This window comes from Paenalcaligenes sp. Me52 (assembly GCF_050487965.1).
Taxonomy (GTDB): Bacteria; Pseudomonadota; Gammaproteobacteria; order Burkholderiales; family Burkholderiaceae_B; genus Paenalcaligenes.
The window spans coordinates 1,085,176-1,106,302 of sequence record NZ_JBKQFO010000001.1 but is presented as its reverse complement, the minus strand read 5'-3'; the positions used below and the strand labels follow the sequence as shown (position 1 = coordinate 1,106,302).

The 21,127-nt window shown below is 48.3% G+C and carries 23 protein-coding genes and 1 riboswitch; of the genes, 9 read left to right on the top strand and 14 right to left on the bottom strand.

Features of this window, described 5'->3' with window-relative positions; genetic code table 11:
- Positions 1-220: 220 nt before the first annotated feature.
- Entirely contained in the window at positions 221-1,474 is a 1,254-nt protein-coding gene (gene speE, locus ACLO87_RS05155; protein ID WP_430222947.1) for a polyamine aminopropyltransferase, read from the bottom strand.
- 270 nt (positions 1,475-1,744) lie between these two features.
- A complete protein-coding gene (locus tag ACLO87_RS05150) occupies positions 1,745-2,311 on the bottom strand; it encodes a TMEM165/GDT1 family protein (RefSeq protein WP_430222946.1) in 567 nt (188 codons plus the stop codon).
- Positions 2,312-2,321: 10 nt separating this feature from the next.
- Positions 2,322-2,489, bottom strand: a riboswitch (yybP-ykoY riboswitch).
- 151 nt (positions 2,490-2,640) lie between these two features.
- On the opposite strand from ACLO87_RS05150, the gene ACLO87_RS05145 reads away from it, so the two are divergent.
- Positions 2,641-3,273 (top strand): FMN-dependent NADH-azoreductase, encoded by a 633-nt coding sequence (locus ACLO87_RS05145; protein WP_430222945.1) that lies wholly within the window; start codon positions 2,641-2,643, stop codon positions 3,271-3,273.
- Positions 3,274-3,354: 81 nt separating this feature from the next.
- Here ACLO87_RS05145 and ACLO87_RS05140 read toward each other — a convergent pair whose 3' ends face one another.
- Positions 3,355-4,305, bottom strand: coding sequence for a DMT family transporter (locus tag ACLO87_RS05140; protein ID WP_430222944.1), 951 nt, complete (start codon positions 4,303-4,305; stop codon positions 3,355-3,357).
- Between the two features lie 148 nt (positions 4,306-4,453).
- On the opposite strand from ACLO87_RS05140, the gene ACLO87_RS05135 reads away from it, so the two are divergent.
- Positions 4,454-4,936, top strand: a complete 483-nt coding sequence (locus ACLO87_RS05135) for an Lrp/AsnC family transcriptional regulator (RefSeq protein ID WP_430222943.1) — start codon at positions 4,454-4,456, stop codon at positions 4,934-4,936.
- 98 nt (positions 4,937-5,034) lie between these two features.
- Here the strand turns inward: ACLO87_RS05135 and ribA are convergent, their stop codons facing one another.
- Positions 5,035-5,637, bottom strand: coding sequence for a GTP cyclohydrolase II (ribA, locus tag ACLO87_RS05130; RefSeq protein WP_430222942.1), 603 nt, complete (start codon positions 5,635-5,637; stop codon positions 5,035-5,037).
- A gap of 228 nt (positions 5,638-5,865) precedes the next feature.
- On the opposite strand from ribA, the gene ACLO87_RS05125 reads away from it, so the two are divergent.
- Positions 5,866-6,246 carry a COG3650 family protein gene (locus ACLO87_RS05125; protein ID WP_135865668.1) on the top strand — a complete coding sequence of 127 codons (381 nt, stop codon included), beginning with the start codon at positions 5,866-5,868 and terminating at the stop codon, positions 6,244-6,246.
- Positions 6,247-6,328: 82 nt separating this feature from the next.
- On the opposite strand, the gene purB is transcribed toward ACLO87_RS05125, so the two are convergent.
- Positions 6,329-7,705 (bottom strand): adenylosuccinate lyase, encoded by a 1,377-nt coding sequence (gene purB / locus ACLO87_RS05120; RefSeq protein WP_430222941.1) that lies wholly within the window; start codon positions 7,703-7,705, stop codon positions 6,329-6,331.
- Between the two features lie 261 nt (positions 7,706-7,966).
- Between purB and ACLO87_RS05115 the strand changes: the two genes are divergently transcribed.
- Complete coding sequence (locus tag ACLO87_RS05115) at positions 7,967-8,584, top strand: glutathione S-transferase C-terminal domain-containing protein (protein WP_135865665.1); 618 nt, start codon at positions 7,967-7,969, stop codon at positions 8,582-8,584.
- Positions 8,585-8,630: 46 nt separating this feature from the next.
- Here ACLO87_RS05115 and mnmA read toward each other — a convergent pair whose 3' ends face one another.
- Positions 8,631-9,746 carry a tRNA 2-thiouridine(34) synthase MnmA gene (gene mnmA, locus ACLO87_RS05110; RefSeq protein WP_430222940.1) on the bottom strand — a complete coding sequence of 372 codons (1,116 nt, stop codon included), beginning with the start codon at positions 9,744-9,746 and terminating at the stop codon, positions 8,631-8,633.
- Positions 9,747-9,766: 20 nt separating this feature from the next.
- Positions 9,767-10,858 (bottom strand): 3-deoxy-7-phosphoheptulonate synthase AroG, encoded by a 1,092-nt coding sequence (gene aroG / locus ACLO87_RS05105; RefSeq protein ID WP_430223726.1) that lies wholly within the window; start codon positions 10,856-10,858, stop codon positions 9,767-9,769.
- Between the two features lie 417 nt (positions 10,859-11,275).
- Here aroG and ehuB point away from each other — a divergent pair, with 417 nt between their 5' ends.
- Genes ehuB through ehuA form a run of 4 tightly spaced genes read left to right on the top strand, consistent with a single transcriptional unit; the run spans position 11,276 to position 14,289 of the window.
- Positions 11,276-12,133, top strand: a complete 858-nt coding sequence (gene ehuB, locus ACLO87_RS05100; RefSeq protein WP_135865410.1) for an ectoine/hydroxyectoine ABC transporter substrate-binding protein EhuB — start codon at positions 11,276-11,278, stop codon at positions 12,131-12,133.
- A 1-nt stretch (position 12,134) separates the two neighbouring features.
- Entirely contained in the window at positions 12,135-12,806 is a 672-nt protein-coding gene (gene ehuC, locus ACLO87_RS05095) for an ectoine/hydroxyectoine ABC transporter permease subunit EhuC (protein ID WP_135865409.1), read from the top strand.
- Entirely contained in the window at positions 12,806-13,498 is a 693-nt protein-coding gene (ehuD, locus tag ACLO87_RS05090) for an ectoine/hydroxyectoine ABC transporter permease subunit EhuD (RefSeq protein ID WP_135865407.1), read from the top strand. The genes ehuC and ehuD overlap by 1 nt, the downstream gene beginning before the upstream one ends.
- On the top strand, positions 13,495-14,289 hold the full coding sequence (ehuA, locus tag ACLO87_RS05085) for an ectoine/hydroxyectoine ABC transporter ATP-binding protein EhuA (protein ID WP_135865404.1): 795 nt from the start codon (positions 13,495-13,497) through the stop codon (positions 14,287-14,289). The genes ehuD and ehuA overlap by 4 nt, the downstream gene beginning before the upstream one ends.
- A gap of 73 nt (positions 14,290-14,362) precedes the next feature.
- Here ehuA and thpD read toward each other — a convergent pair whose 3' ends face one another.
- The 7 genes from thpD to ACLO87_RS05050 form a co-directional block, all read right to left on the bottom strand.
- Entirely contained in the window at positions 14,363-15,259 is an 897-nt protein-coding gene (gene thpD, locus ACLO87_RS05080) for an ectoine hydroxylase (RefSeq protein ID WP_135865402.1), read from the bottom strand.
- A gap of 21 nt (positions 15,260-15,280) precedes the next feature.
- Complete coding sequence (locus ACLO87_RS05075; protein WP_135865401.1) at positions 15,281-15,670, bottom strand: ectoine synthase; 390 nt, start codon at positions 15,668-15,670, stop codon at positions 15,281-15,283.
- A gap of 24 nt (positions 15,671-15,694) precedes the next feature.
- Complete coding sequence (ectB, locus tag ACLO87_RS05070; RefSeq protein WP_430222939.1) at positions 15,695-16,954, bottom strand: diaminobutyrate--2-oxoglutarate transaminase; 1,260 nt, start codon at positions 16,952-16,954, stop codon at positions 15,695-15,697.
- Positions 16,955-17,054: 100 nt separating this feature from the next.
- Positions 17,055-17,540 (bottom strand): diaminobutyrate acetyltransferase, encoded by a 486-nt coding sequence (gene ectA, locus ACLO87_RS05065; protein WP_430223725.1) that lies wholly within the window; start codon positions 17,538-17,540, stop codon positions 17,055-17,057.
- Between the two features lie 80 nt (positions 17,541-17,620).
- Positions 17,621-18,148, bottom strand: a complete 528-nt coding sequence (locus tag ACLO87_RS05060) for a MarR family winged helix-turn-helix transcriptional regulator (RefSeq protein ID WP_135865395.1) — start codon at positions 18,146-18,148, stop codon at positions 17,621-17,623.
- Positions 18,149-18,300: 152 nt separating this feature from the next.
- Positions 18,301-19,764 (bottom strand): metalloprotease TldD, encoded by a 1,464-nt coding sequence (gene tldD / locus ACLO87_RS05055; protein ID WP_430222938.1) that lies wholly within the window; start codon positions 19,762-19,764, stop codon positions 18,301-18,303.
- Between the two features lie 29 nt (positions 19,765-19,793).
- Positions 19,794-20,603, bottom strand: a complete 810-nt coding sequence (locus ACLO87_RS05050; protein WP_430222937.1) for a carbon-nitrogen hydrolase family protein — start codon at positions 20,601-20,603, stop codon at positions 19,794-19,796.
- Positions 20,604-20,755: 152 nt separating this feature from the next.
- Here ACLO87_RS05050 and ACLO87_RS05045 point away from each other — a divergent pair, with 152 nt between their 5' ends.
- Positions 20,756-21,106 carry an H-NS histone family protein gene (locus tag ACLO87_RS05045; RefSeq protein WP_430222936.1) on the top strand — a complete coding sequence of 117 codons (351 nt, stop codon included), beginning with the start codon at positions 20,756-20,758 and terminating at the stop codon, positions 21,104-21,106.
- The last annotated feature ends 21 nt before the right edge of the window (positions 21,107-21,127 follow it).

Sequence of the window (21,127 nt, the reverse complement as noted above, 5' to 3'; positions counted from 1 at the left end):
AAAAATTTAGACAGGAAAATAAAACGGATCAGGAAAACCCTTACCGCTTGTATTGCATTGATAAATAATAGATTTTTATAAAAAATAACAGCACAAAACCCATAAAAAACACGCATAAAAAAACGCCTGAAACGGTATTACCGTCTTCAGGCGTTTCTTAACTACTGTATTTTTTAGGTATGACTGCCTATCCCAAGATAGTCACTCAACCTACTGCTTACTACTCGCTTACCACCAGTTCTGGAACCAGATTTTTATAGTAGTTAGGCAAAGCAAACAATGCACCATGAATCTCGCTGTTGTAGTACTGCAGATCAGTGATATCACGATCAACCAAGCGCTGCTCAATCACCTCGGCGGCTACCGCTTTAGGTGCCAAACTGTCTGACACTACTACCAACCCCCAGTACGAACCGTACAAAGGAATATGCAAACCAAAGGGGCTAACTTGCTCAAACACACTACCCAACTTGCTGAGCATGCTGCGGATTTGTTCTGGTTCGTAGAATGGCGCACCGATGTGTAGCACTACTGCGCCACCGGGTTTTAGCACTGCTTTGCAGGACTCAAAGAACTCTGTGGTGTACAGCGGGCCTGCAGGCGTTTCTGGATCGGTAAGATCTAACAGCACCACGTCAAAACGCTGATCTGTAGTACGCACGAACTCAGCACCATCACCCACCAATATATGGGCACGTGGGCTATCTAAAGAGCCACGGTTAATGTTACGTAGGTGCTTGCGAGCTACCTCAATAACATCACCATCTAAGTCAACAAGCGTTGCCTGTTGTACCGTGTCGTGTTTCAGGATCTCTTCTAATGCACCGCCATCACCCCCACCAATAATCAATACAGAACGGGGATCAGGGTGACTGAGCATTGCTGGGTGCACCAGCGCTTCGTGATAGAAGAACTCGTCGTTTTCAGAGGTCATCAAACAGCCATCCAAACGCAGGGTGGTACCCAGCTCAGGTGACTGCAACAGCTCTAAATATTGGTATTGGGTTTGTTTAGCCAATAAGCGCTCTGGAAAACGGAAACCATACACCGCGTGTTGGTTCAGATTTTCTAGCAACAACTCACCACTACCGACTGGGCCATGCTCATCACCACGCAATAGATTATTGCGTTGTACTTGGCCAGGTTTGAAGGCTTCGATAAGGCCATCAATCAACAATTGCGCTTTAGCGGAGTTATCAGCACTAAAGTTACAGACATACACATCCAATGTCACACCGGCACGTTCAGGCCATGTATGCAAAGCCAGATGGGATTCTGCTAATAGCAATGTTCCGGTTACACCACCGGGTTCGCCTTGATATTCGGGAAACGTTACCCATTTCTCACCAACGATGGTGAGCGTGGAAAGCTCTGTCAGTTGACGACATAAAGCGGCTAAAGCATTCTCGTCTACGAAGAATGCGCGGTCACCAGCGCACTGGTACAAATCTGCTGTAAGGTGCAGGCCTTGCATAAGACAATCGCTCCTTGGGGAAAGGAATCCAACCCGAAGATAGGGTTGAAAAAAGGCCGAAGCCAGCCGCTAGATCGCTAACATTGGCTTCACGTGAAAAACACATCACTATACAACAACATATAGCGAAATAAATATAAGTTTATTCAAAAAAAACAGCTTAACAGCAATTACATTCTTTTCCGTTGGAAATAGTACGCAATAACCGCAAATAAGCCTCAGATATCGCAAGATAGGGGGAGCAAATCCCCTATCTTTTTTAAGGTTGTTTTAGCCTTGTATCGCACTGTATAGGGCGATTACACCCAAAATCAAAAACACACAGGCGGCTACCGCATGCACCATTTTGACGGGCAATCGCTCAGCCAATTTTTGACCAATAAAAATAGCGGGTACATTGGCAATCATCATGCCTAGTGTTGTGCCAATCACAACAGACCAGAAGGCCTCATATTGAGCCGCCAACGCAACTGTGGCCAATTGGGTTTTGTCACCCATTTCAGCCAAAAAGAAGGTACAGACGGTAGTAATGAATACACCATGCTTGGCAGTAATACGAGTGTCTTCATCCAGCTTATCCGGAATCAGCATCCAGCCTGCCATCAGCAAGAATGAAATAGCTAAAATCCATGTAAGTACTTGGGGATTCAATGCATCAGATAACCAAGCACCCAGACCGCCAGCCAAACCATGGTTCAGCAGTGTCGCTACCAGTACACCGGCAATAATAGGAAAAGGTCGTTTGAATCGTGCGGCAAGAATGAATGCCAAGAGTTGGGTTTTATCACCGATTTCGGCTAAAGCCACAATACCGGTAGAAACAAGAAAAGCCTGCATGATACATATTCCTGGCCGGATTTAGGACGATTGACTACGCCACCCCTCCGGCCATTCCGGGGATGGTGTAGTCAAAGGTCTTGCCAGGCTATGCGCTGCACATGCCATGCAAGTGAACTTGCAAGTGTGTTGACATGTACCTCTAGAAGAAGAGCGGCTACTCCCCAATGACGAGCGTCATCATAGCAGCTATTATCTGCAAAGGCCAACCCTCACTAGAGTTTTTTATTGTTGCAATAAAATCAATTTCCAATTGTTATTGCAGATATAAATCATCACTTAGAAAAATTGCATAATGAAGCCATCTATCATTATTGGTTTCCTACATCATGCAAACACTGCTTCACATTGACTCCAGCATCAACGGCGAAAAATCCGTATCGCGCCAACTGAGTGCATTCATCGTTCAGCAATGGCTAGAGCGCCACCCTGATACTCGCGTGGATTACTTGGACCTCGCTGTCTCAGCTCCCAATCATTTAAGCAAACTTGCAACAGGCTTCCGCACCCCTGATATGCCAGCCTCTCAATTGGAAGAAGCCGTACGAGAAGACGCTGTGTCAGAGCAATTGGTGAGCCAGTTTTTGGCTGCTGATGTGATCGTGATAGGCGCGCCGTTTTATAACTTCACTATCGCTAGCCAACTCAAAGCCTGGGTAGATAGAATTTTGCAACCTAGACGCACCTTCCACTACACCGCAAATGGCCCGGAAGGCTTAGCCGGCGGGAAGAAAGTAATTGTGGCTTCTTCTCGAGGTGGCGTGTATTCCACGTCTGAACAAGGCATGGCCATGGAACACCAAGAAAGCTTCTTACGCGTTATTTTCGGTTTCGTCGGCATTACCGATGTACAGTTCGTACACGCAGAAGGCACCGCAATGGGTCCAGATGCTGCAGCGACTGCTTTGCAAGCCGCTAAAGAGCAAAGCCTGTTTGTCTTAGACAGTATGGCTACTGCGTAATCGGCCTAGCTTCTGCCATCAAAAAAAGCCTTGGGTTCATACCTAAGGCTTTTTTTTATGCACCACCACATTGCCACCCTATTATGCTGTTTGGCGGCTATGTCCTCTACGCATGGCAACAGCAGCTAGCAACATAGCGGCAAACACTAAACTGAGCCCAACTACAAACAGCGTAGACAAAGTATTTCCTAGCAACAATACCGACGCCACAATCCCAATAATCGGTACACCTAACGTAAAGTTAGACATCCCAAATGTACTGATGCGCCGCCCGTATTCAGCAGAAATCACAAAGCAGGCAGACGTGGCGATAGGGCCTATAAAAAACAACAACTCTACTAGTCGTTGATCAAAAATAATGACTGTGGGAGCCCCCTCTAGCACAAAGGCAAACGCAGCCAAGGGGACTGTCGCCAACAGCATCTGCCAAGGTGCCAATGCCAACGGTGAAGCCGACCAACTATGTTGCTTCACATGCAAGATCACCACGGCCCAACAGATAGCCCCTATCAACAAGAATGCAGAGCCCATCACCGCACCTGGCGCCTGCCAATTCATCTCCCAAGGGGAGCAAATGGCTGCAATACCTACCAACCCCACGATCAATGCCAGCAATTGCAACCGTGTGGGAGCGTGTTTGAACAACAACCAACTGGCCAATACGCCCCACAACGGTGTGGTGTACGCCAACAGCACTGCCCTGCTCGTATCCACATGCGTCATCGCAATCATGCCTAAGCCCGTGAAGGTCATCATCTGCAACAACCCCACACTGGCAACTATTGGCCAGTCAGCACGTGTAGGCAGCCTAAAAACGCCACGCACCACAGCCACCGCAAACAAACACACGGCCGCACTACCAAAACGTAAGGCCGCCAGCCACAAGGGTGGCACCACATCCAATGCCAGCTTTGTGGCTGGCCAGCTTAGCCCCCATAAAACCACCATCAGCAATAGCCATGCTACGGTTCCTGCCCCAGCTAATGGGGTAGCAGTTTTAGAAGATAAAAGACTAGGATGCGCGGTACTCATGACTACAGCTAAACAGTTGATTAATAAGGCGATAAACCAGCGAATAGTCTACCTATAAGCATGCGAAATTAATCTTCTCATTTTCTGCGATTAGCTTTAATATCAGTATATCTATCCTTATAAAAACCAAACACAGGAACAATTAACCTTGAACGATATAGTGCTAGACAAAGCCAGCCTGCGCATACTGGATGAACTACAAAAAAATGCTGAGTTAAGTAATGCCGAATTAGCCGAACGTGTAGGGTTATCAGCCTCGCCATGCTGGCGTCGTGTTGCAGACCTTAAACAAGCCGGTGTGCTTAGAGGCTCTGTCTCATTGGTAGACCCGCTAAAGCTCGGCTTAGCGGTAAACGTATTTGTACACGTCACTCTGAAAAACCAAGATAAGAAATCACTAGAAGTCTTTACAGATGCCATCAGCCAACGACCCGAGGTGATGGAATGCTACTTAATGAGTGGCGATGCCGACTTCATGCTGCGTGTGGTCATCCAAGATTTACAGCGTTTCCAAGCGCTATTGCTAGAGTGCCTGACACAAATATCTAGCGTCGCCAGCATCCGCTCTAGCTTCGCCTTAAGCCAAGTAAAATACACTACTGCCTTGCCTACTGAACACTTGCGTGGCTAGCTTTTGGCCGCATAGCACTGCAACGCTTTGGGAATACACATCACCCATAAAAAAAAGCCCTGTATTAAACAGGGCTTTTAGGGCAATGCATGCACTGCTTATTCTGTGGTGGCGTCAGAAGCCAGCAAGTGGCCTAGTTTTTCAGCCTTTGTTTGCAAGTATCCACTATTAAACGGGTTACTTACGATCTGATGCGGTACGCGCTCTACCACGTTATACCCCAGCTCTTCTAGGGCTTTGGTTTTGCGAGGGTTATTGGTCATCACGCGCAGATCTTTAATGCCGAAGTGATCCAGCATGGGTTTACAGATATCGTAGCGGCGCATGTCGGCCTCAAAGCCCAACTGTTCGTTCGCCTGTACGGTATCAGCACCTTGATCTTGCAATTGGTAGGCACGGATTTTGTTCACCAAACCAATGCCTCTACCCTCTTGTCGCAAGTACAGCACCGCACCACGACCGGCTTCGGCTACGCGCTCTAGCGCTTTACGCAACTGAGGGCCGCAATCACAGCGTTGGCTAAACAGAGCATCGCCTGTTAAACACTCAGAATGCACACGTACCAACACAGGTTCTGGTGTACTAATGTCACCAAAAGCGATCAACAAGTGTTCTTTATTCGTTTGATCATCAACAAAAACATGCAGATCAAACACGCCCCACGGCATGGGTAATTTACTGGAAGTAATATGGTTCAACAAAACAGGAAACCCGCAAAAAGACGTGTAGGCGAACTATTCTACCCAGCCCTACGTCATAGAAATGCCAAGCTATAAGAATACCATTCTTACTCTTTCATCGCACTGCACGATTACGCCTTCTACCCTTTAGATAGAGCATTGACACTTTTTTGCGGTTCTAGACTTGGCGCGCCCACAACGTACTGCGTATGATACGCAGCAACCTCTCTTTTTATGGAGCATGCTCTAATGAAACTATTGTCCTTATGTGTAGCTGGTACCGCATTACTGCTTAGTGCTTGCTCCACAACAACTCCCGACATCATCGATCCCCGTACATTCAGAGCACAAGGCAATGAGCCAGGTTGGCACATAGACCTTCAAAACGGCCATGCAAACATCTCACTAGATTATGGTGACATACGCTATTCCAGTTCCGCCGTACAAAAACCCATAGGCTCTACCCAAACACGCTACACAGGCCAAGGCCCTAACGGTGACTGGACATTAACGGTTATCAAGCAAGAATGTTCTGACACCATGAGCGATGAAGAGTACGAATACACCAGCATCCTCAACACTGAGGGACGTACCCTACGCGGCTGCGGCAAATATTTACCTCAGCCTTAAACGCAATAAGCCCTGTACTAGACAGGGCTTATTTTTTGGCCTTGGCTGCATTCTATGCTGCAACTAGGCTGATACGCTGACTTTAAGCCAGTTTTGCCAACTTCTCGGCAATACCGATGTAGGTACGTGGAGTCAGTGCCAGCAATTGCTGTTTAGGCTCTTCAGGCAATTCTAGGCCTTCAATGAACGTGCGCAACGCCGCTTCGGTAATACCAGCACCGCGTGTCAGCTCTTTCAAACGCTCGTAAGGCTGCGGCAAACCAAATCTACGCATCACAGTTTGCACAGGCTCAGCCAACACTTCCCAACATGCATCGATGTCTGCATCAATTGCTTTAGCATTCAGCTCCAATTTACCCAAACCACGCAAACACGAATCGTACGCCACGATGCTGTAACCCAAACCTACGCCCAAGTTACGCAATACAGTGGAGTCGGTCAGGTCACGCTGCCAACGGGATACTGGTAGTTTTTCGGACAAGTGACGCAACACCGCATTTGCCAGACCCAAGTTACCTTCAGAGTTTTCAAAGTCAATTGGGTTAACTTTGTGTGGCATGGTGGAAGAACCGATCTCACCTGCTTTCAATTTTTGTTTGAAGTAACCCAGCGAGATATAACCCCAGATATCGCGGTTGAAATCCAGCAAAATGGTGTTCGCACGGCCAATAGCGTCAAACAAAGCCGCCATCCAATCGTGTGGTTCGATCTGAATAGTCAGTGGGTTTTGTGTCAGACCCAACGATGCTAATACTTTTGCACTAAACGCTGCCCAGTCTGTTTCTGGGTAAGCGGACAAGTGGGCGTTGTAGTTGCCGGTCGCACCGTTCATTTTAGCCAAAGGCTCAACCGCCTCTATCGCAGTGATAGCACGTTGCAGACGGTAAGCGACGTTGGCAAACTCTTTACCCATAGTGGATGGGCTAGCTGGCTGGCCATGTGTACGAGACAGCAACGGCTGATCAGCAAACTGGTGCGCATAGCTACTAATAGAAGCGTGTACTTGTTTCAGTGTAGGGACAATCACCTGCTCACGAGCGCGTGTCAGCATCAATGCATGTGAGGTGTTGTTAATGTCTTCAGACGTACATGCAAAGTGGATGAATTCTGCTGCTTTTTCCAAGTTAGCATCACCTGCTACTTGTTCTTTCAGCCAGTACTCTACCGCTTTCACGTCGTGATTAGTGGTGCGTTCGATTTCTTTGATGCGTGTCGCATCTGCTTCGGAAAAATCACGTACCAGCTTCAGCAGTTTTTCTTGTGTTTCAGCACTAAAAGCAGGCAGCTCAGCAAACCCAGCTTGTGACAATGCGATCAACCACGCAATCTCTACCTCAACACGATGCGCCATAAAAGCAGCTTCGGACAACAAGCCACGTAAAGCATTACAGCGAGAGCCGTAGCGCCCATCCAAAGGAGAAAGCGCATTCAGCGCAGAAAGATGATCAGCAATTTGCATGGTGTGATGTCAACGAAAAATAGCAAAACGCTATTCTACCATTGCCTGAGCATGGCTTTATCTACTCATCCCACAACCACCCACTCGGTCTACCCGAAAGCATCGACATTCACAAGATGATATACGTTCAGGGTGCTTTTCTAGACATATAAACCACACTCTCCATTAGTTACTCGATGCTGTATGCCCAGACAGGTGATTTAACATGTTTTCGCGTCCCTTCCTGCTATACTTTTCTCGGATTAGATTGATGTAATACCTATGAAACTTCTCGGTTCTCTAACAAGCCCCTATACCCGCAAAGTTCGGGTAGTGATGGCAGAAAAAAAATTGGATCATGAGCTCATACTGGAAAACGTATGGTCAGCTGATTCCGACATTAGTCGTTATAACCCCCTAGGCAAAATTCCTTGCCTGTTGGCTGACGACGATAGTTCCCTGTTCGATTCACGCGTAATCGTTGAATATCTGGATACGCTTTCCCCCGTTGGTAGACTGATTCCACAATCAGGTCGTGAGCGTGCGGCTACCAAATGCTGGGAAGCTATTGCTGACGGTCTGCTTGATGCAGCTGTTGCTATTCATATAGAGCGCAATCGTCGCCCACCTGAGCTGTACTATGCAGATTGGGTTACCCGACAAGAAGGCAAAATTCATGCCGCTCTTGAGCACATGAACACGGCATTAGGCGAGCAGCCATTTTGCACCGGCATCAGCTTCACCTTAGCTGATATTGCTGTAGGCTGTGCATTGGGTTTTCTGGATCTTCGACTACCCAGCATCAACTGGCGCGAGTCCTTCCCAAACCTAGATCGTCTGCACGAGAAACTGTTAGAACGCCCATCGTTCTCCAGCACAGTTCCTCCGCAACAAGCCTAAAAAAAAAGCACTGTATTTACACAGTGCTTTTTTCTGTACTAGCGCTTTAGCCTATTAGGCCACCGCCCAAACACACATCACCGTCATACATCACCACCGATTGGCCGGGAGTGACGGCCCACTGTGGTTCTGTGAATTCCAGCGACAACGTTTGGTCATCGCCTTGCATCAACATGCATTCAGCATCTGGTTGTCTGTAGCGTGTTTTAGCAGCGTACATACCTTTGGCGGGTGCTTCCCCGGAAATCCAGCTCACATGATCTGCTTTTAATTGACGATCCAACAACCACGGGTGATCGTGTCCTTGCACCACGTAAAGGGTGTTGTTCTCCAGATCTTTGCGCGCGGCGTACCATGCATCAGCCGTACCATCTGCATTCTGATGGCCTTTGATACCACCTATACCTAAGCCTTTGCGTTGCCCGAAGGTATAGAAAGCCAATCCTACGTGCTGCCCCAAGACCTGCCCTTCTGGGGTTTTGATAGGGCCTGGTGCTGTAGGTAGATAGCGATTCAAAAACTCTCTGAAAGGACGCTCACCAATAAAACAAATACCGGTAGAGTCTTTTTTCTTAGCATTTGGCAATTGCAGTTCTTCAGCAATACGACGCACCTCGGTTTTAGGCAGTTCACCTAAGGGGAACAAGGTACGCGACAATTGCGCCTGATTTAGCCTATGCAAGAAATAGCTTTGATCTTTGCTGCTATCTAAGCCTTTCAACAACTGGTACTGCGTACGGCCAGCTTCCTCAACCGCTCTCACACGAGCGTAATGCCCAGTCGCGATGAGGTCTGCCCCTAGGGACATAGCATGGTCCAAAAACGCTTTGAACTTAATTTCCGCATTACACAGCACATCGGGATTAGGTGTGCGACCAGCCGAGTATTCACGCAGAAACTCTGCAAATACTCGGTCTTTATATTCCGCAGCAAAGTTTACGGCTTCAATATCAACGCCAACCAGGTCTGCTACGCTGGCGGCGTCTAGCCAATCCTGCCTAGACGAGCAATATTCAGAATCGTCATCGTCTTCCCAATTTTTCATGAAGAGGCCGATCACTTCATAGCCCTGCTGCTTCAACAGCCAAGCACTTACCGAGGAGTCCACACCACCGGACATCCCCACTACTACACGACCTTTTTTCATGGATGAATGCTGCATAACACCTTACCGTTTCCTATTTAGGCTGTTGCACCAGCCTCTTGTTTGGCTGCCAACACGCTACGACGTGTACGACGTGCTTGTGCCAAACGCTCCATTACTGCAATGGAGCTTTCCCAACCAATACAACCATCAGTAATACTTTTACCGTAGGTCAACTCTTGGCCCTCTACCAAATCTTGACGGCCTTCCACCAAGTGGCTTTCTACCATCACACCAAAGATACGCTCGTCGCCATTTTCGATTTGTTCGCAAATCTCGTTAATGACTTCAGGCTGACGACGGTAGTCTTTGTTGCTGTTCGCGTGGCTAGCATCAATCATAATACGAGCACGCAAACCGTTGGACTCCATTTCTTGGCTGGTTTTTTCTACGCTTTCTGCATCGTAGTTAGCGGTTTTACCACCACGCAAAATGATGTGGCAATCTTGGTTGCCAGTAGTAGACACAATGGCAGAGTGACCGCCTTTAGTTACGGACAAGAAATGGTGTGGTGATGCTGCGGCTTTAATAGCGTCCACAGCAATACGAGTGCTACCGCCTGTACCGTTTTTGAAACCTACTGGGCAAGACAAACCAGAAGACAACTCACGGTGAACCTGGCTTTCTGTAGTACGAGCACCAATCGCGCCCCACGACACTAAATCAGCAATGTACTGCGGAGTGATCATGTCCAAGAACTCGCAACCAGCAGGCAAACCTAACGAGTTCACCTCTAACAACAACTCACGTGCAGTGCGCAGACCCTGGTTGATGTTGAAGCTACCATCCATATTGGGGTCATTGATCAAGCCTTTCCAACCCACGGTGGTACGAGGCTTCTCAAAGTACACACGCATGATAATCAGCAAATCATCTTTGAAACGTTGCTGCTCTACCTGCAAACGACGAGCGTAGTCCATAGCGGCTGCAGTGTCGTGAATGGAGCAAGGCCCAATCACTACTACCAGTCGGTCATCTTTGTCATGCAAGATGTCGTGAACCTCACGGCGTGTTTTGTGCACGGTAGAGGCCACTTCGGTAGAACATGGGAACTCGCGCATGACATGGGCAGGCGGGCAAAGCTCTTTAATTTCTTTAATACGCAGATCATCTGTATTGTGCGACACGATTTCACTCCATTGAACAGTGCCGGTAGCAAATAAATGCGGCACAAAAAAAGCCGCCTTTTTTGCTGGCGGCTTTTTTAAGGATTTCGTTTACTAGTTTGCGTGTGTAGCAGACATCCTTCCTAGCGCCAGCGGCCTCGGAAAAGCAAAAAAGTAAGCGAAAAAATAAGATTTCTGTAAAAGCATTCAATCATGCTAGCACAAAGAAAAAAGCACTACAACGATAAATTGAACAAAGCGCAACACCCTTCTGCAGAAAAGTGTACGCGCTGGCGCGTGGTTCATTTACGCACACTATGTCAACCCTAATTATTATCTATACATACAATTTGAACTGAAATCATTTTTTACTGTACGATTGCAGTGGAAACCATTTGCATATCTTGCTTGATCTGCATGAATACTTACAAGGAGTTTGCAATGAAACGTCCTCTCTTTCGCTCAGCTTTGGCCCTATCACTTGCTTTGGGTAGTGCCGCCCTACTTCCTGCTCACGCTGTCAGCGTGGAAGACCTACAAAAACGCGGCACTGTGCGTATTGCCGTCGCCAACGAAATCCCGTACGGCTATATGGACATGAACGGTGAAGCCAAAGGCCCTGGCCCGGAGGTTGCCGCCGCCATCATGAAAAACTTGGGTGTAGAACGCATTGAATGGGTCACCACCAACTTCGGCTCGCTTATCCCTGGCCTGCAAGCAAACCGTTTCGATATGGTGGCAGCCGAAATGGCCATCTTGCCTGAGCGCTGCAAACAAGTGCTGTACTCCAACCCCAACAGCTCGTATGGCGAAGGCTTACTGGTTGCTAAAGGCAACCCGAAAGATGTGCATACCTACGAGGAATTCGCAAACGGTGATCACACTATTGCCATCATGGCCGGCGCTGACCAATTAGAAATGATGCAAGCTTTAGGGGTAGATGAAAGCCGTTTGGTGACACTGGCTAATAATGCTGATGCTATTTCTGCCGTTTCCACTGGGCGCGCTGATGCCTATGCCGCCACCAGCTTAACCGTCAGTGAACTTGCCTCCAAAAGCGATAAAGTCGAACCAGCGGCCGAATTTAAAGATCCCATTGTTGATGGCGAACCAGTGCGTAGCTGGGGGGGCTTTGCTTTTGCCCAAGATTCCGAAAGCCTACGTGATGCAGTGAATGACGAACTGCGTTCATTTAAAAACACACCAGAATGGCAAGACATACTCTCGCGCTACGGGTTCAGCGATACCGACATGAGTCAATCTAACGAGCGCACTACTGAACAGTTGTGCGCTGGCTGACATGGATTGGCTTAGTTATTTGCCCCCGTTACTTGAAGGGGCTTGGGTTACGGTACAGCTAACGCTGTACTCCAGTGTATTGGGGCTGATCTTTGCCTTTGCTTTTGGGCTAGGCAAGCTCTCCTCAAACTGGGTACTGAAAAGCGTTTCCATCGCCTTTATAGAAATATTCCGAGGCACCTCACTACTGGTGCAATTATTTTGGCTCTATTTCGCTTTACCCGTGCTAGGCGATTATCTAGGCATGGATCTACGCCTTCCTGCCGTGGTGGCTGGCACCTTAGCCCTATCGTTGAATATAGGCGCTTACGGTGCTGAAGTCGTGCGTGGCGCTATACAAGCGGTACCCCCTACTCAATTGGAAGCCGCCCTCGCCTTAGACTTCACACCACGCCAAACCCTATGGCGCATTAGCGTACCCCAAGCCATCCCTGAAATGATGCCCAGTTTTGGCAACTTAGCGGTTCAAAACCTTAAAGACACAGCATTGGTATCCCTCATTAGTTTGGGCGATCTCGTGTTCAGAGCCGAACAAATACGCAATTTCACTCAAGACAGCACCACCATCTACAGCCTACTGCTATTGATGTATTTTGGAATGGCCTTGGTCTTAACGGCAGGCATCAAGCTGGTAGAACGCTACGTTTCGCGTTGGCGTCAGGGGGAACTCTAATGTTATTTGGTTATACCTGGGACACCAGCTCCAACTGGGCTTTTGCCGAATCTATTCTGCCCATTCTATTGCAAGGGATGGTGGTCACACTACAAGCCACACTCTTAGGCTTTGTTGTCGCGGCACTGTTAGGGTTGGTACTCGCTGGCCTGAAAAGCGCTCCCTTCAAATGGATATCATGGCCCGCCACCTTTCTGACGGAATTCATACGTGACACCCCTTTATTGGTGCAACTATTCTTTCTGTATTACGTGCTACCTGACTACGGCCTAGTGCTACCTGCTTTTCTAACAGGTGCCTTAGCGTTGGGCTTGCAGTACAGCGCCTATACCGCCGAAGTCTATAGAGCAGGCATTCAATCGCTGGCTAAAGGACAACTAGAAGCGGCCCGCGCACTGGATATTGCACCACTGCGCACCTTTGTTATTGTGGTGCTACCCCAAGCGATCCCTCGGGTCATTCCAGCCTTAGGTAACTATTTAGTTTCGATTATGAAAGACGTGCCGGTGCTATCGGTAGTATCGGTATTAGAAATGTTGAACGTCGCCAAAATCATAGGTGACCGCACGTTTAACTATCTGATCCCCCTCTCTATGGTGGGAGGCCTATACCTGTTGATGACGTTGGTAGCCTCATGGTTGATACGGCTACTGGATCAACGTTTACCAAAAGAAGGAATTCCACTGAAATGACTATCTCTATCCCCGCCCCCGACGACATCATACGATTTGAAGGTGTCAGCAAACGCTTTGGCGACCACACCGTATTGGACCAATTAGACTTTACGGTCAAGCGCGGCGAGAAGGTCACCATCATTGGTCCCTCTGGTTCAGGGAAATCCACCGTCTTACGCATACTAATGACGCTAGAAAACATACAAGATGGCGTAATCTGGGTAGCTGGAAAACCTTTATGGCACCAACTACACAATGATCAGCTGCAACCAGCCGGTGCCCCTCACCTACGAGAGATGCGTAAAGAAATGGGGATGGTGTTCCAGCAGTTCAACCTCTTCCCCCACATGACTGTGAAACGCAATATCACTGAAGCACCAAGGCACGTATTGGGTCTTAGCAAAGAGAAAGCGGACAAACGAGCAGAAGAGTATTTAGAGCTAGTAGGACTGTCTGATCACGCCCATAAATTTCCCTGCCAACTATCAGGTGGACAGCAACAACGGGTAGCCATCGCCAGAGCCTTAGCCATGCGCCCTAACATCATGCTATTTGATGAGCCCACGTCTGCGCTAGACCCTGAGTTAGTAGGTGAAGTACTGAACGTGATTCAACGCCTGAGTACTAAGCATGATCTGACCATTTTATTGGTCACGCACGAAATGCAGTTTGCCAAAGAGGTATCAGATCGTGTGTGCTTTTTTGATCAAGGGAAAATGGTAGAAGAAGGCCCGCCAGAGCAAATCTTTGGCGCGCCACAGCAAGCCCGTACACAAGAGTTTTTAAGCAGTTTTTTGCAACACGCGTAATCTCTTACCATTACCCACAAAAAGAACAGGCCCGATTGTCGGGCCTGTTCTTTTTTCAGCATCGTACTAACTGCTACATCAATGGCTGCACATGCTTTCTAGCAGCCACATATTCAGGACGTGGTGCCAAACCATACTTAGGCTGGCGTAGCTGATTTTCTACGCTGTTATACACCACGAATACATTGGCTCGCGGCCATGGCGATAAATTCCCCGCTGAGGCATGCAGCGTATTGCAATCAAAGAACACCACTGAGCCTGCTTTAGCTTCTACCGCCTGCAGTCCGCCTTGATCCGTAAGCAAGCGCAGACTCAGCTCGTCCGGAACGCCTACCTCTTGCTGGCGCAAAGAGGTTTTGTAGTTTTCCTCTGGTGTTTCCCCTTGGCAACTCACAAACTGTCTATGAGATTGCGGAATCAACATCAAAGGTCCATTACACGCCGTATTATCCGTCAGCAGTACCGAGCAACTCACTGCCCGCATAGCTGGCATACCATCTTCTACGTGCCATGTTTCAAAATCAGAATGCCAGTAGAACTCTTTGCCATTTAGCGCCGGCTTTAAATTAATGCGTGACTGATGCACATACACTTCCGACCCCAAAATCTGCTTAGCCACATCCAGTACCCTAGGATCCCGGACCATCTGTGCTACAGCTTCGGCCAAATAATGCACACCAAATACGGATCGTAGTATTTGGCTATTCGGCTCTCGCACGCATTCAGGGCGTTTGCGTAGTTGAGGATCGCTCTCTAGCTGCTGCAAGGTTTGCCAGAGTTGCTGCACTTCGTCAGCATCAAACACCCCATCCAGAACCAGAAACCCCTGCTCTTCGTAGCGCTGTAATTGTTGCGCGGTCAGCCCTTGAGCATACTCGCCTTGCTCGTACACCACCGGTTCCTGACGCACAATCAGCGCACCACCGCGGTCCGTTCGTGACACATAAGGATCTGCTACCAACACATTCATCACATCACCTCCACTGGCTACTTAGGAAGACTGCAAGGGGTATACCCCCTTCTCATCGTGTACTTCTTGACCTGTTAGGGGCGGGTTAAATACACAAATTACCCGCAGCGGTTTTTCACCACCACGCAGCCAATGCTCGTCGTGCTCATTCAAGGCATACACCACGCCATCGTGCAGCGCGTACTTCTTGCCATCTTTGATGGTTTCTATTTCCCCATCACCTTCTATGCACCACACTGCTTCCAAGTGATTCTGATAATGAATGTGTGTTTCGGTACCTGGAAAAATCACCGTTTCATGAAACGAGAATCCCATACCATCTTTGCTGAGCAAGACGCGTCGGCTTACCCAATTGTCGGTACGTACCTCATCAGCAGTGCCTTTTACATCCTCTACATTTCTCACAATCATGTTCTTTCTCCTTAGGTTAGTGGGTTAAGACAGCGCAGCGGTCACGCTGTTTTCAAGAATGGCCAGGCCTTGTTGCAATACCTCATGTTCAATAGTGAGTGCTGGCAACACCTTCACCACTTCGTCTTGCGCACCGGCGGTTTCAATCACCAAACCTCGCTCAAAACATCCTTGCGTAATACGTTCAGCCAAGCCATTTGGCGTACACACCAAGCCCTGTATCAGTCCACGCCCACGTACACTCAGCCCCGCTTCAGGGTGACTCTGCACAATGTTTTCCAAGAAATCCGCTACGCGATCGGCCTTTTGCTGTGTTTGTTGCACAAACTGCCCATCAGACCAGTAGTGTTCTAACGCATGGGTGGCCCCTACAAACGCTAAGTTATTCCCTCTAAAGGTGCCACTGTGCGCACCCGGTTTCCACACATCCAGTTCAGGCTTTAAAAGTAGCAGCGACATAGGCAAACCAAAACCCGATAGCGATTTGGATAGCGTGATCATGTCAGGCTCTATGCCCATACCATCGAAACTAAAGAAGTTACCGGTACGACCGCAGCCTACTTGTATGTCATCAATGATCAACAACATATCGTGCTGCTTGCATAAACCTGCCAGTTCTTGCAGCCACGCTTTGGTCGCCACATTGACACCGCCTTCACCTTGCACGGTTTCCACAATCACCGCCGCAGGCTTATCTAAACCACTGCTAGGATCGGTGAGCATGCGCTCGAAGTAGGCTAGCGTATTCACATCTGGGCCCAGGTAACCGTCATAAGGCAAAAAAGTCACATTACCCAGCGCCACACCAGCAGCCTCACGGAATTTTCTATTGGCAGTCACTGCCAGCGAACCACTGCTCACCCCATGAAAACCATGCGTGAATGACACCACATTGCTCCTACCTTTGACCTGTCGTGCCAGTTTTAACGCGGCCTCCACCACGTTGGTTCCTGTAGGTCCAGTGAATTGCAGTACATAGTCCCATCCACGTGGCTGCAACAAATGGCGCTCTACCGCCTGCATGAACGCACGTTTAGCACTAGTTGCCATATCCAAACCGTGCAATACACCATCAGCGGCAATGTAGTCGATAATTTTCTGTTTCAGAAAAGGGTTGTTATGGCCGTAATTCAGCGTGCCAGCACCGCTAAAAAAGTCCACATACTGTTTGCCTTGCTCATCAAAGAGTATGGAACCTTTTGCTTTGCTAAATACCACGGGAAAAGACCGTACATAACCACGTACCTCGGACTCCATCGTTTCAAAAATTTTAAGATCGGTCACAAGTTCGTTCTCCTTTTTTAGGGTGCATGTTTCCCTCCCACCTGATAGCCAGGTAGGTCTTACACACACCGTGATAAATGTCACCCTCTAACGGGGTGCCTTAGATTGCTGTACGCGTTGGCAAGGGGCCAATGCGCAGCAGCGGTTCTTCTGCATGTTGCTGTGGTCCAAAATGCTCTGTACCAAACCAAGCCTCTTCATTGATGGCGGTGGAGTAATGCTCTGCTACCCGTGCGAACATGGCACGAGAAGCGGGATTATCAGGACTAACCGTCGTTTCCACGTACTGAATGCGCGCAAGTGCAGCCCGCCGCAGCAATCGTTTGAGCATACGTATACCCAACGCGTGACCGCGACACTGCTCATGCACAGCAACTTGCCATACAAACAGCACATCAGATTTAGAGGGAGGAATGTAGGCAGACACAAATCCGACGATGCGGCCCTGCTGCTCTGCTACTAGACTGGTTTGCGAAAAATGCGTGGTGAGAAGAAGATAGGCGTACAGTGAATTTACGTCCAAGGGTGGACACGCCTTGATGAGTTGATGAATGCGTGCCCCGTCTTTCTCTGACGGGGCACGCAGAACAAAATCTGCGTCTGTCTCCGCCGATTTAGCCGGCGACGCCGACTTGGCTGATGTTACGAATGTAGTAGTGGTATCACTCACACGACCAACCCGGATTCGGGAGGAACACCCCCGACCGGGACCTCCAGAATTGGTGTGATGGAATCCAACGGCTCAGAGGCCACTTCAGGATCCGAATCAATTAAGTGAACAATGCGCTCTAATGACAAGGTAATAGTCGCCCTTTCTTGCTCAGGCAAATCATTGAGCGCATCCGCTAATTTCTTCTGCAATGGGGAAGGTGTGTCTTTCGCTAACTGAATACCTTCTTCAGTAGGGGTGACATACACGATACGACGGTCTTCTTTACCGCGTTCACGACGGATTAGATTTTTGTCTTCCAATCTATCCAGAATGCCAACAACCGTACTAGGGCTGACATGCATTTCACGGCTAATAGCCGTAGCCGTCAGTGGCGCCTTATCAATAACCGCACGTAAACAGATCAACTGCGGAGCAGTGATTTTGTTGTACGCCGACAATTGACGTGAGTGCAGTGCAATAGAACGAGTAATCATGCGCAGTGCACGTAGAATGCGCAAATCGTATCCATCTTCAGTCTTCATTGACAACACATAACCCAAAACAAAAAAATAGTTTGAACTGAAATAATATGACTTCTAATAATTTTAGTCAAATGGTACCGCCTAAACGGTTCAAAAAAATGCCGAACATATAGATGCTCGGCATTCTGTACTACACAGACCAAGCGCTATTGTTAGCCGCCGGTACCGCCAACGGTCAGACCGTCAATACGCAGTGTTGGCATCCCCACCCCCACTGGCACGCTTTGTCCTTCTTTACCGCATGTACCCACGCCTGAATCCAGCGCCATGTTATTACCAATCATGCTGACTTTATTCATGGCATCAAAACCGTTACCAATCAGCGTTGCACCTTTAACTGGGCACACCAACTTACCGTTTTCAATGAGCCACGCTTCTGAAGTAGAGAATACAAATCGGCCGCTGGTGATATCTACTTGGCCGCCACCAAAGTTAGAGGCATAAATACCGTTTTTCACCGATGCAATAATTTCATCGTGCTCATGCTGACCACTGAGCATGTAGGTATTGGTCATACGCGGCATAGGTACATGAGCGTAAGACTCGCGTCTGCCATTGCCGGTTAACGGGGCATTCATGAAGCGCGCATTGCGGCTGTCTTGCATGTAGCCTTTCAAAATACCATCTTCAATCAATACGGTTCGTTGGGTGGGATTACCTTCGTCATCCACATTCAAGGAACCACGTCTATCAGCCAAAGTACCGTCATCAATGACCGTTACACCAGAGGCAGCGACTTTTTCACCGATACGGCCCGAGAACATGCTGGAGCCTTTGTGGTTGAAGTCACCCTCTAGACCGTGGCCTACTGCTTCATGCAGCAAGATTCCGGGCCAGCCCGAGCCCAACACTACCGTCATCTGCCCTGCTGGTGCAGCCACAGCCTCTAACGAGCGCATGGCGGAACCCACAGCTTGCTCTACGTATTGATCAATAATCTCATCAGAGAAATACGCCAGACCAAAACGACCACCGCCACCGGATGAGCCCATTTCGCGTCTACCGTCTCGCTCCACTACTACGTTCAGCGATAAACGCACCAAAGGACGAACATCAGCCACCAAGCGACCATCACTGCCTGCAATTAGCACGACATCGTATTCAGCCCCCAAACTGGCCATCACTTGAATCACAGCGGAATCTGCTGCACGAGCACGCTTTTCTACGCGCTCTAATAAAGCCACTTTTTCAGCAGCACTCATGGTAAGCAGAGGATCTTGCGCAGGATACAACAAGGCTTGCGCCTGCGTTGGCGCCACATATCCTTTTACACGTTTGTTTTGACCTTGACGGCCAATGCTACGCACAACACGAGCAGAAGACAGCAACGCATCTGGACTCAAGGTGTCAGAATACGCAAACGCAGTTTTTTCTCCAGACAACGCACGAACACCGACGCCCTGCTCAATAGAGAAGCTACCTGCTTTAACAATGCCTTCTTCCAGACTCCAACCTTCGCTGCGCGTATATTGAAAATACAAATCGGCATAGTCCACTTTATGCTCAAAGATTTCGGACAACGCTTGATCCAGAGTTGCTTCGTTTAACCCCCAGGGCTCCAACAAAACAGATCGGGCAATTCCTAACGCTTCAGTGGTTGGATTACTCGGTTTCATATATGCTGCACATCCTTTAAACAACTTGATTACATAACACGGTGTGCCAACGCTGGCAGGTTTTCCCGTATTTGTCGTAAATAATCCAGGTCAAGTACGCCAGAAACACATCCCGGCCCCTCACCCAATACATTTTGCACCTCACCCCACGGAGTAATCAACATAGAATGCCCCCATGTACGACGGCCATTTTCATGTTTTCCGCCCTGAGCTGGTGCCAATACATAACATTGATTTTCTATAGCACGCGCACGCAGCAAAATCTCCCAATGCGCCTGCCCAGTAGTATAGGTAAAAGCAGAGGGTATCACTAATAATTGTATGTCGCCCATCGCCCTGAACAGCTCAGGAAAACGCAGGTCATAACACACCGCTACCCCCACTCGACCAAACGGTGCCTCAAACACATGGGGCTCCGGTTTTCCAGGCTGAATAGAAATCGCTTCGTTATAGGATTCAGCGCCTTTGCTGAAACTAAATAAGTGTATTTTGTCGTAGCGCGTAATTCGTTGACCATCCGGGCCATAAACCAATAATGAATTGTAAATACGATTTGGATCATCCGTTTCTATAGGTAATGTTCCGGCGATTATCCAAATAGCATATTTTTTGGATATTTGATGTAGAAAATTCTGAATTTTCCCATTGCCATCCGACTCTTTCAGCGCAAGTTTGTCACGGTCCTTATGCCCCATAAAGCAGAAGTACTCAGGCAGTGATACCAATTGGCAACCAGACTCCGCTGCCTCGCGAATCAACTTTTCGGCTTGGTACAAATTATCATCTAGTAAAGATGATGAAACCATTTGCAAAGCTGCAACTTGAAATGAAGAAAGCATGACTACGGGTTTCCTAAACGAAAACAAATTAAGTATTTACAGCGCTCAAAAAAAAACTATAATTTCATACTAGTGCAAAAAATCTCAGAATTAAAAAAGCTTCATTTTAAGATTGCACTAGATTCAAATCCCTAACTAACAAAGGAACTATAATGCCACAAGAGTCCTTCACAGCTGAAAAGCAAAAAATTGAGAAAGAAATTCTCAAGCTACAGCGTCAAATGCGCACACTGCAAACACGCCAGCGTCGCCCTGTAATCAACTCCATCATCCGTTCTATGGTGGATTACGATATTACTTTGGAAGAAATCACCGAAGCTTATAGCCGTCGCGGTACCCGCAGCGCTACAGCCGGTGAAGGTGCGAACAAAAGCGCACTGCCTCCAAAATTTCATAATCCAGCAACAGGTGAAACATGGACTGGCCGTGGTCGCCCACCACGTTGGATTACTGACGCTGAAGCAGCTGGTAAAAGCCGAGACAGCTTTTTGATTAAAGATTAAATCAAATTAGCTGTCTGACTT

Bases quoted from the DNA above. Each gene is read 5' to 3' on its own strand.
- ACLO87_RS05050 (WP_430222937.1), bottom strand. From the start codon at position 20,603: ATGCTTTCTTCATTTCAAGTTGCAGCTTTGCAAATGGTTTCATCATCT.
- ACLO87_RS05075 (WP_135865401.1), bottom strand. From the start codon at position 15,670: ATGATTGTGAGAAATGTAGAGGATGTAAAAGGCACTGCTGATGAGGTA.
- tldD (WP_430222938.1), bottom strand. From the start codon at position 19,764: ATGAAACCGAGTAATCCAACCACTGAAGCGTTAGGAATTGCCCGATCT.
- ACLO87_RS05125 (WP_135865668.1), top strand. From the start codon at position 5,866: ATGAAACTATTGTCCTTATGTGTAGCTGGTACCGCATTACTGCTTAGT.
- ACLO87_RS05045 (WP_430222936.1), top strand. From the start codon at position 20,756: ATGCCACAAGAGTCCTTCACAGCTGAAAAGCAAAAAATTGAGAAAGAA.
- ACLO87_RS05115 (WP_135865665.1), top strand. From the start codon at position 7,967: ATGAAACTTCTCGGTTCTCTAACAAGCCCCTATACCCGCAAAGTTCGG.
- ehuB (WP_135865410.1), top strand. From the start codon at position 11,276: ATGAAACGTCCTCTCTTTCGCTCAGCTTTGGCCCTATCACTTGCTTTG.
- thpD (WP_135865402.1), bottom strand. From the start codon at position 15,259: ATGAATGTGTTGGTAGCAGATCCTTATGTGTCACGAACGGACCGCGGT.
- ACLO87_RS05150 (WP_430222946.1), bottom strand. From the start codon at position 2,311: ATGCAGGCTTTTCTTGTTTCTACCGGTATTGTGGCTTTAGCCGAAATC.
- speE (WP_430222947.1), bottom strand. From the start codon at position 1,474: ATGCAAGGCCTGCACCTTACAGCAGATTTGTACCAGTGCGCTGGTGAC.
- ACLO87_RS05140 (WP_430222944.1), bottom strand. From the start codon at position 4,305: ATGAGTACCGCGCATCCTAGTCTTTTATCTTCTAAAACTGCTACCCCA.
- mnmA (WP_430222940.1), bottom strand. From the start codon at position 9,746: ATGCAGCATTCATCCATGAAAAAAGGTCGTGTAGTAGTGGGGATGTCC.
- ACLO87_RS05060 (WP_135865395.1), bottom strand. From the start codon at position 18,148: ATGAAGACTGAAGATGGATACGATTTGCGCATTCTACGTGCACTGCGC.
- ehuC (WP_135865409.1), top strand. From the start codon at position 12,135: ATGGATTGGCTTAGTTATTTGCCCCCGTTACTTGAAGGGGCTTGGGTT.
- ehuA (WP_135865404.1), top strand. From the start codon at position 13,495: ATGACTATCTCTATCCCCGCCCCCGACGACATCATACGATTTGAAGGT.
- ACLO87_RS05145 (WP_430222945.1), top strand. From the start codon at position 2,641: ATGCAAACACTGCTTCACATTGACTCCAGCATCAACGGCGAAAAATCC.
- ehuD (WP_135865407.1), top strand. From the start codon at position 12,806: ATGTTATTTGGTTATACCTGGGACACCAGCTCCAACTGGGCTTTTGCC.
- purB (WP_430222941.1), bottom strand. From the start codon at position 7,705: ATGCAAATTGCTGATCATCTTTCTGCGCTGAATGCGCTTTCTCCTTTG.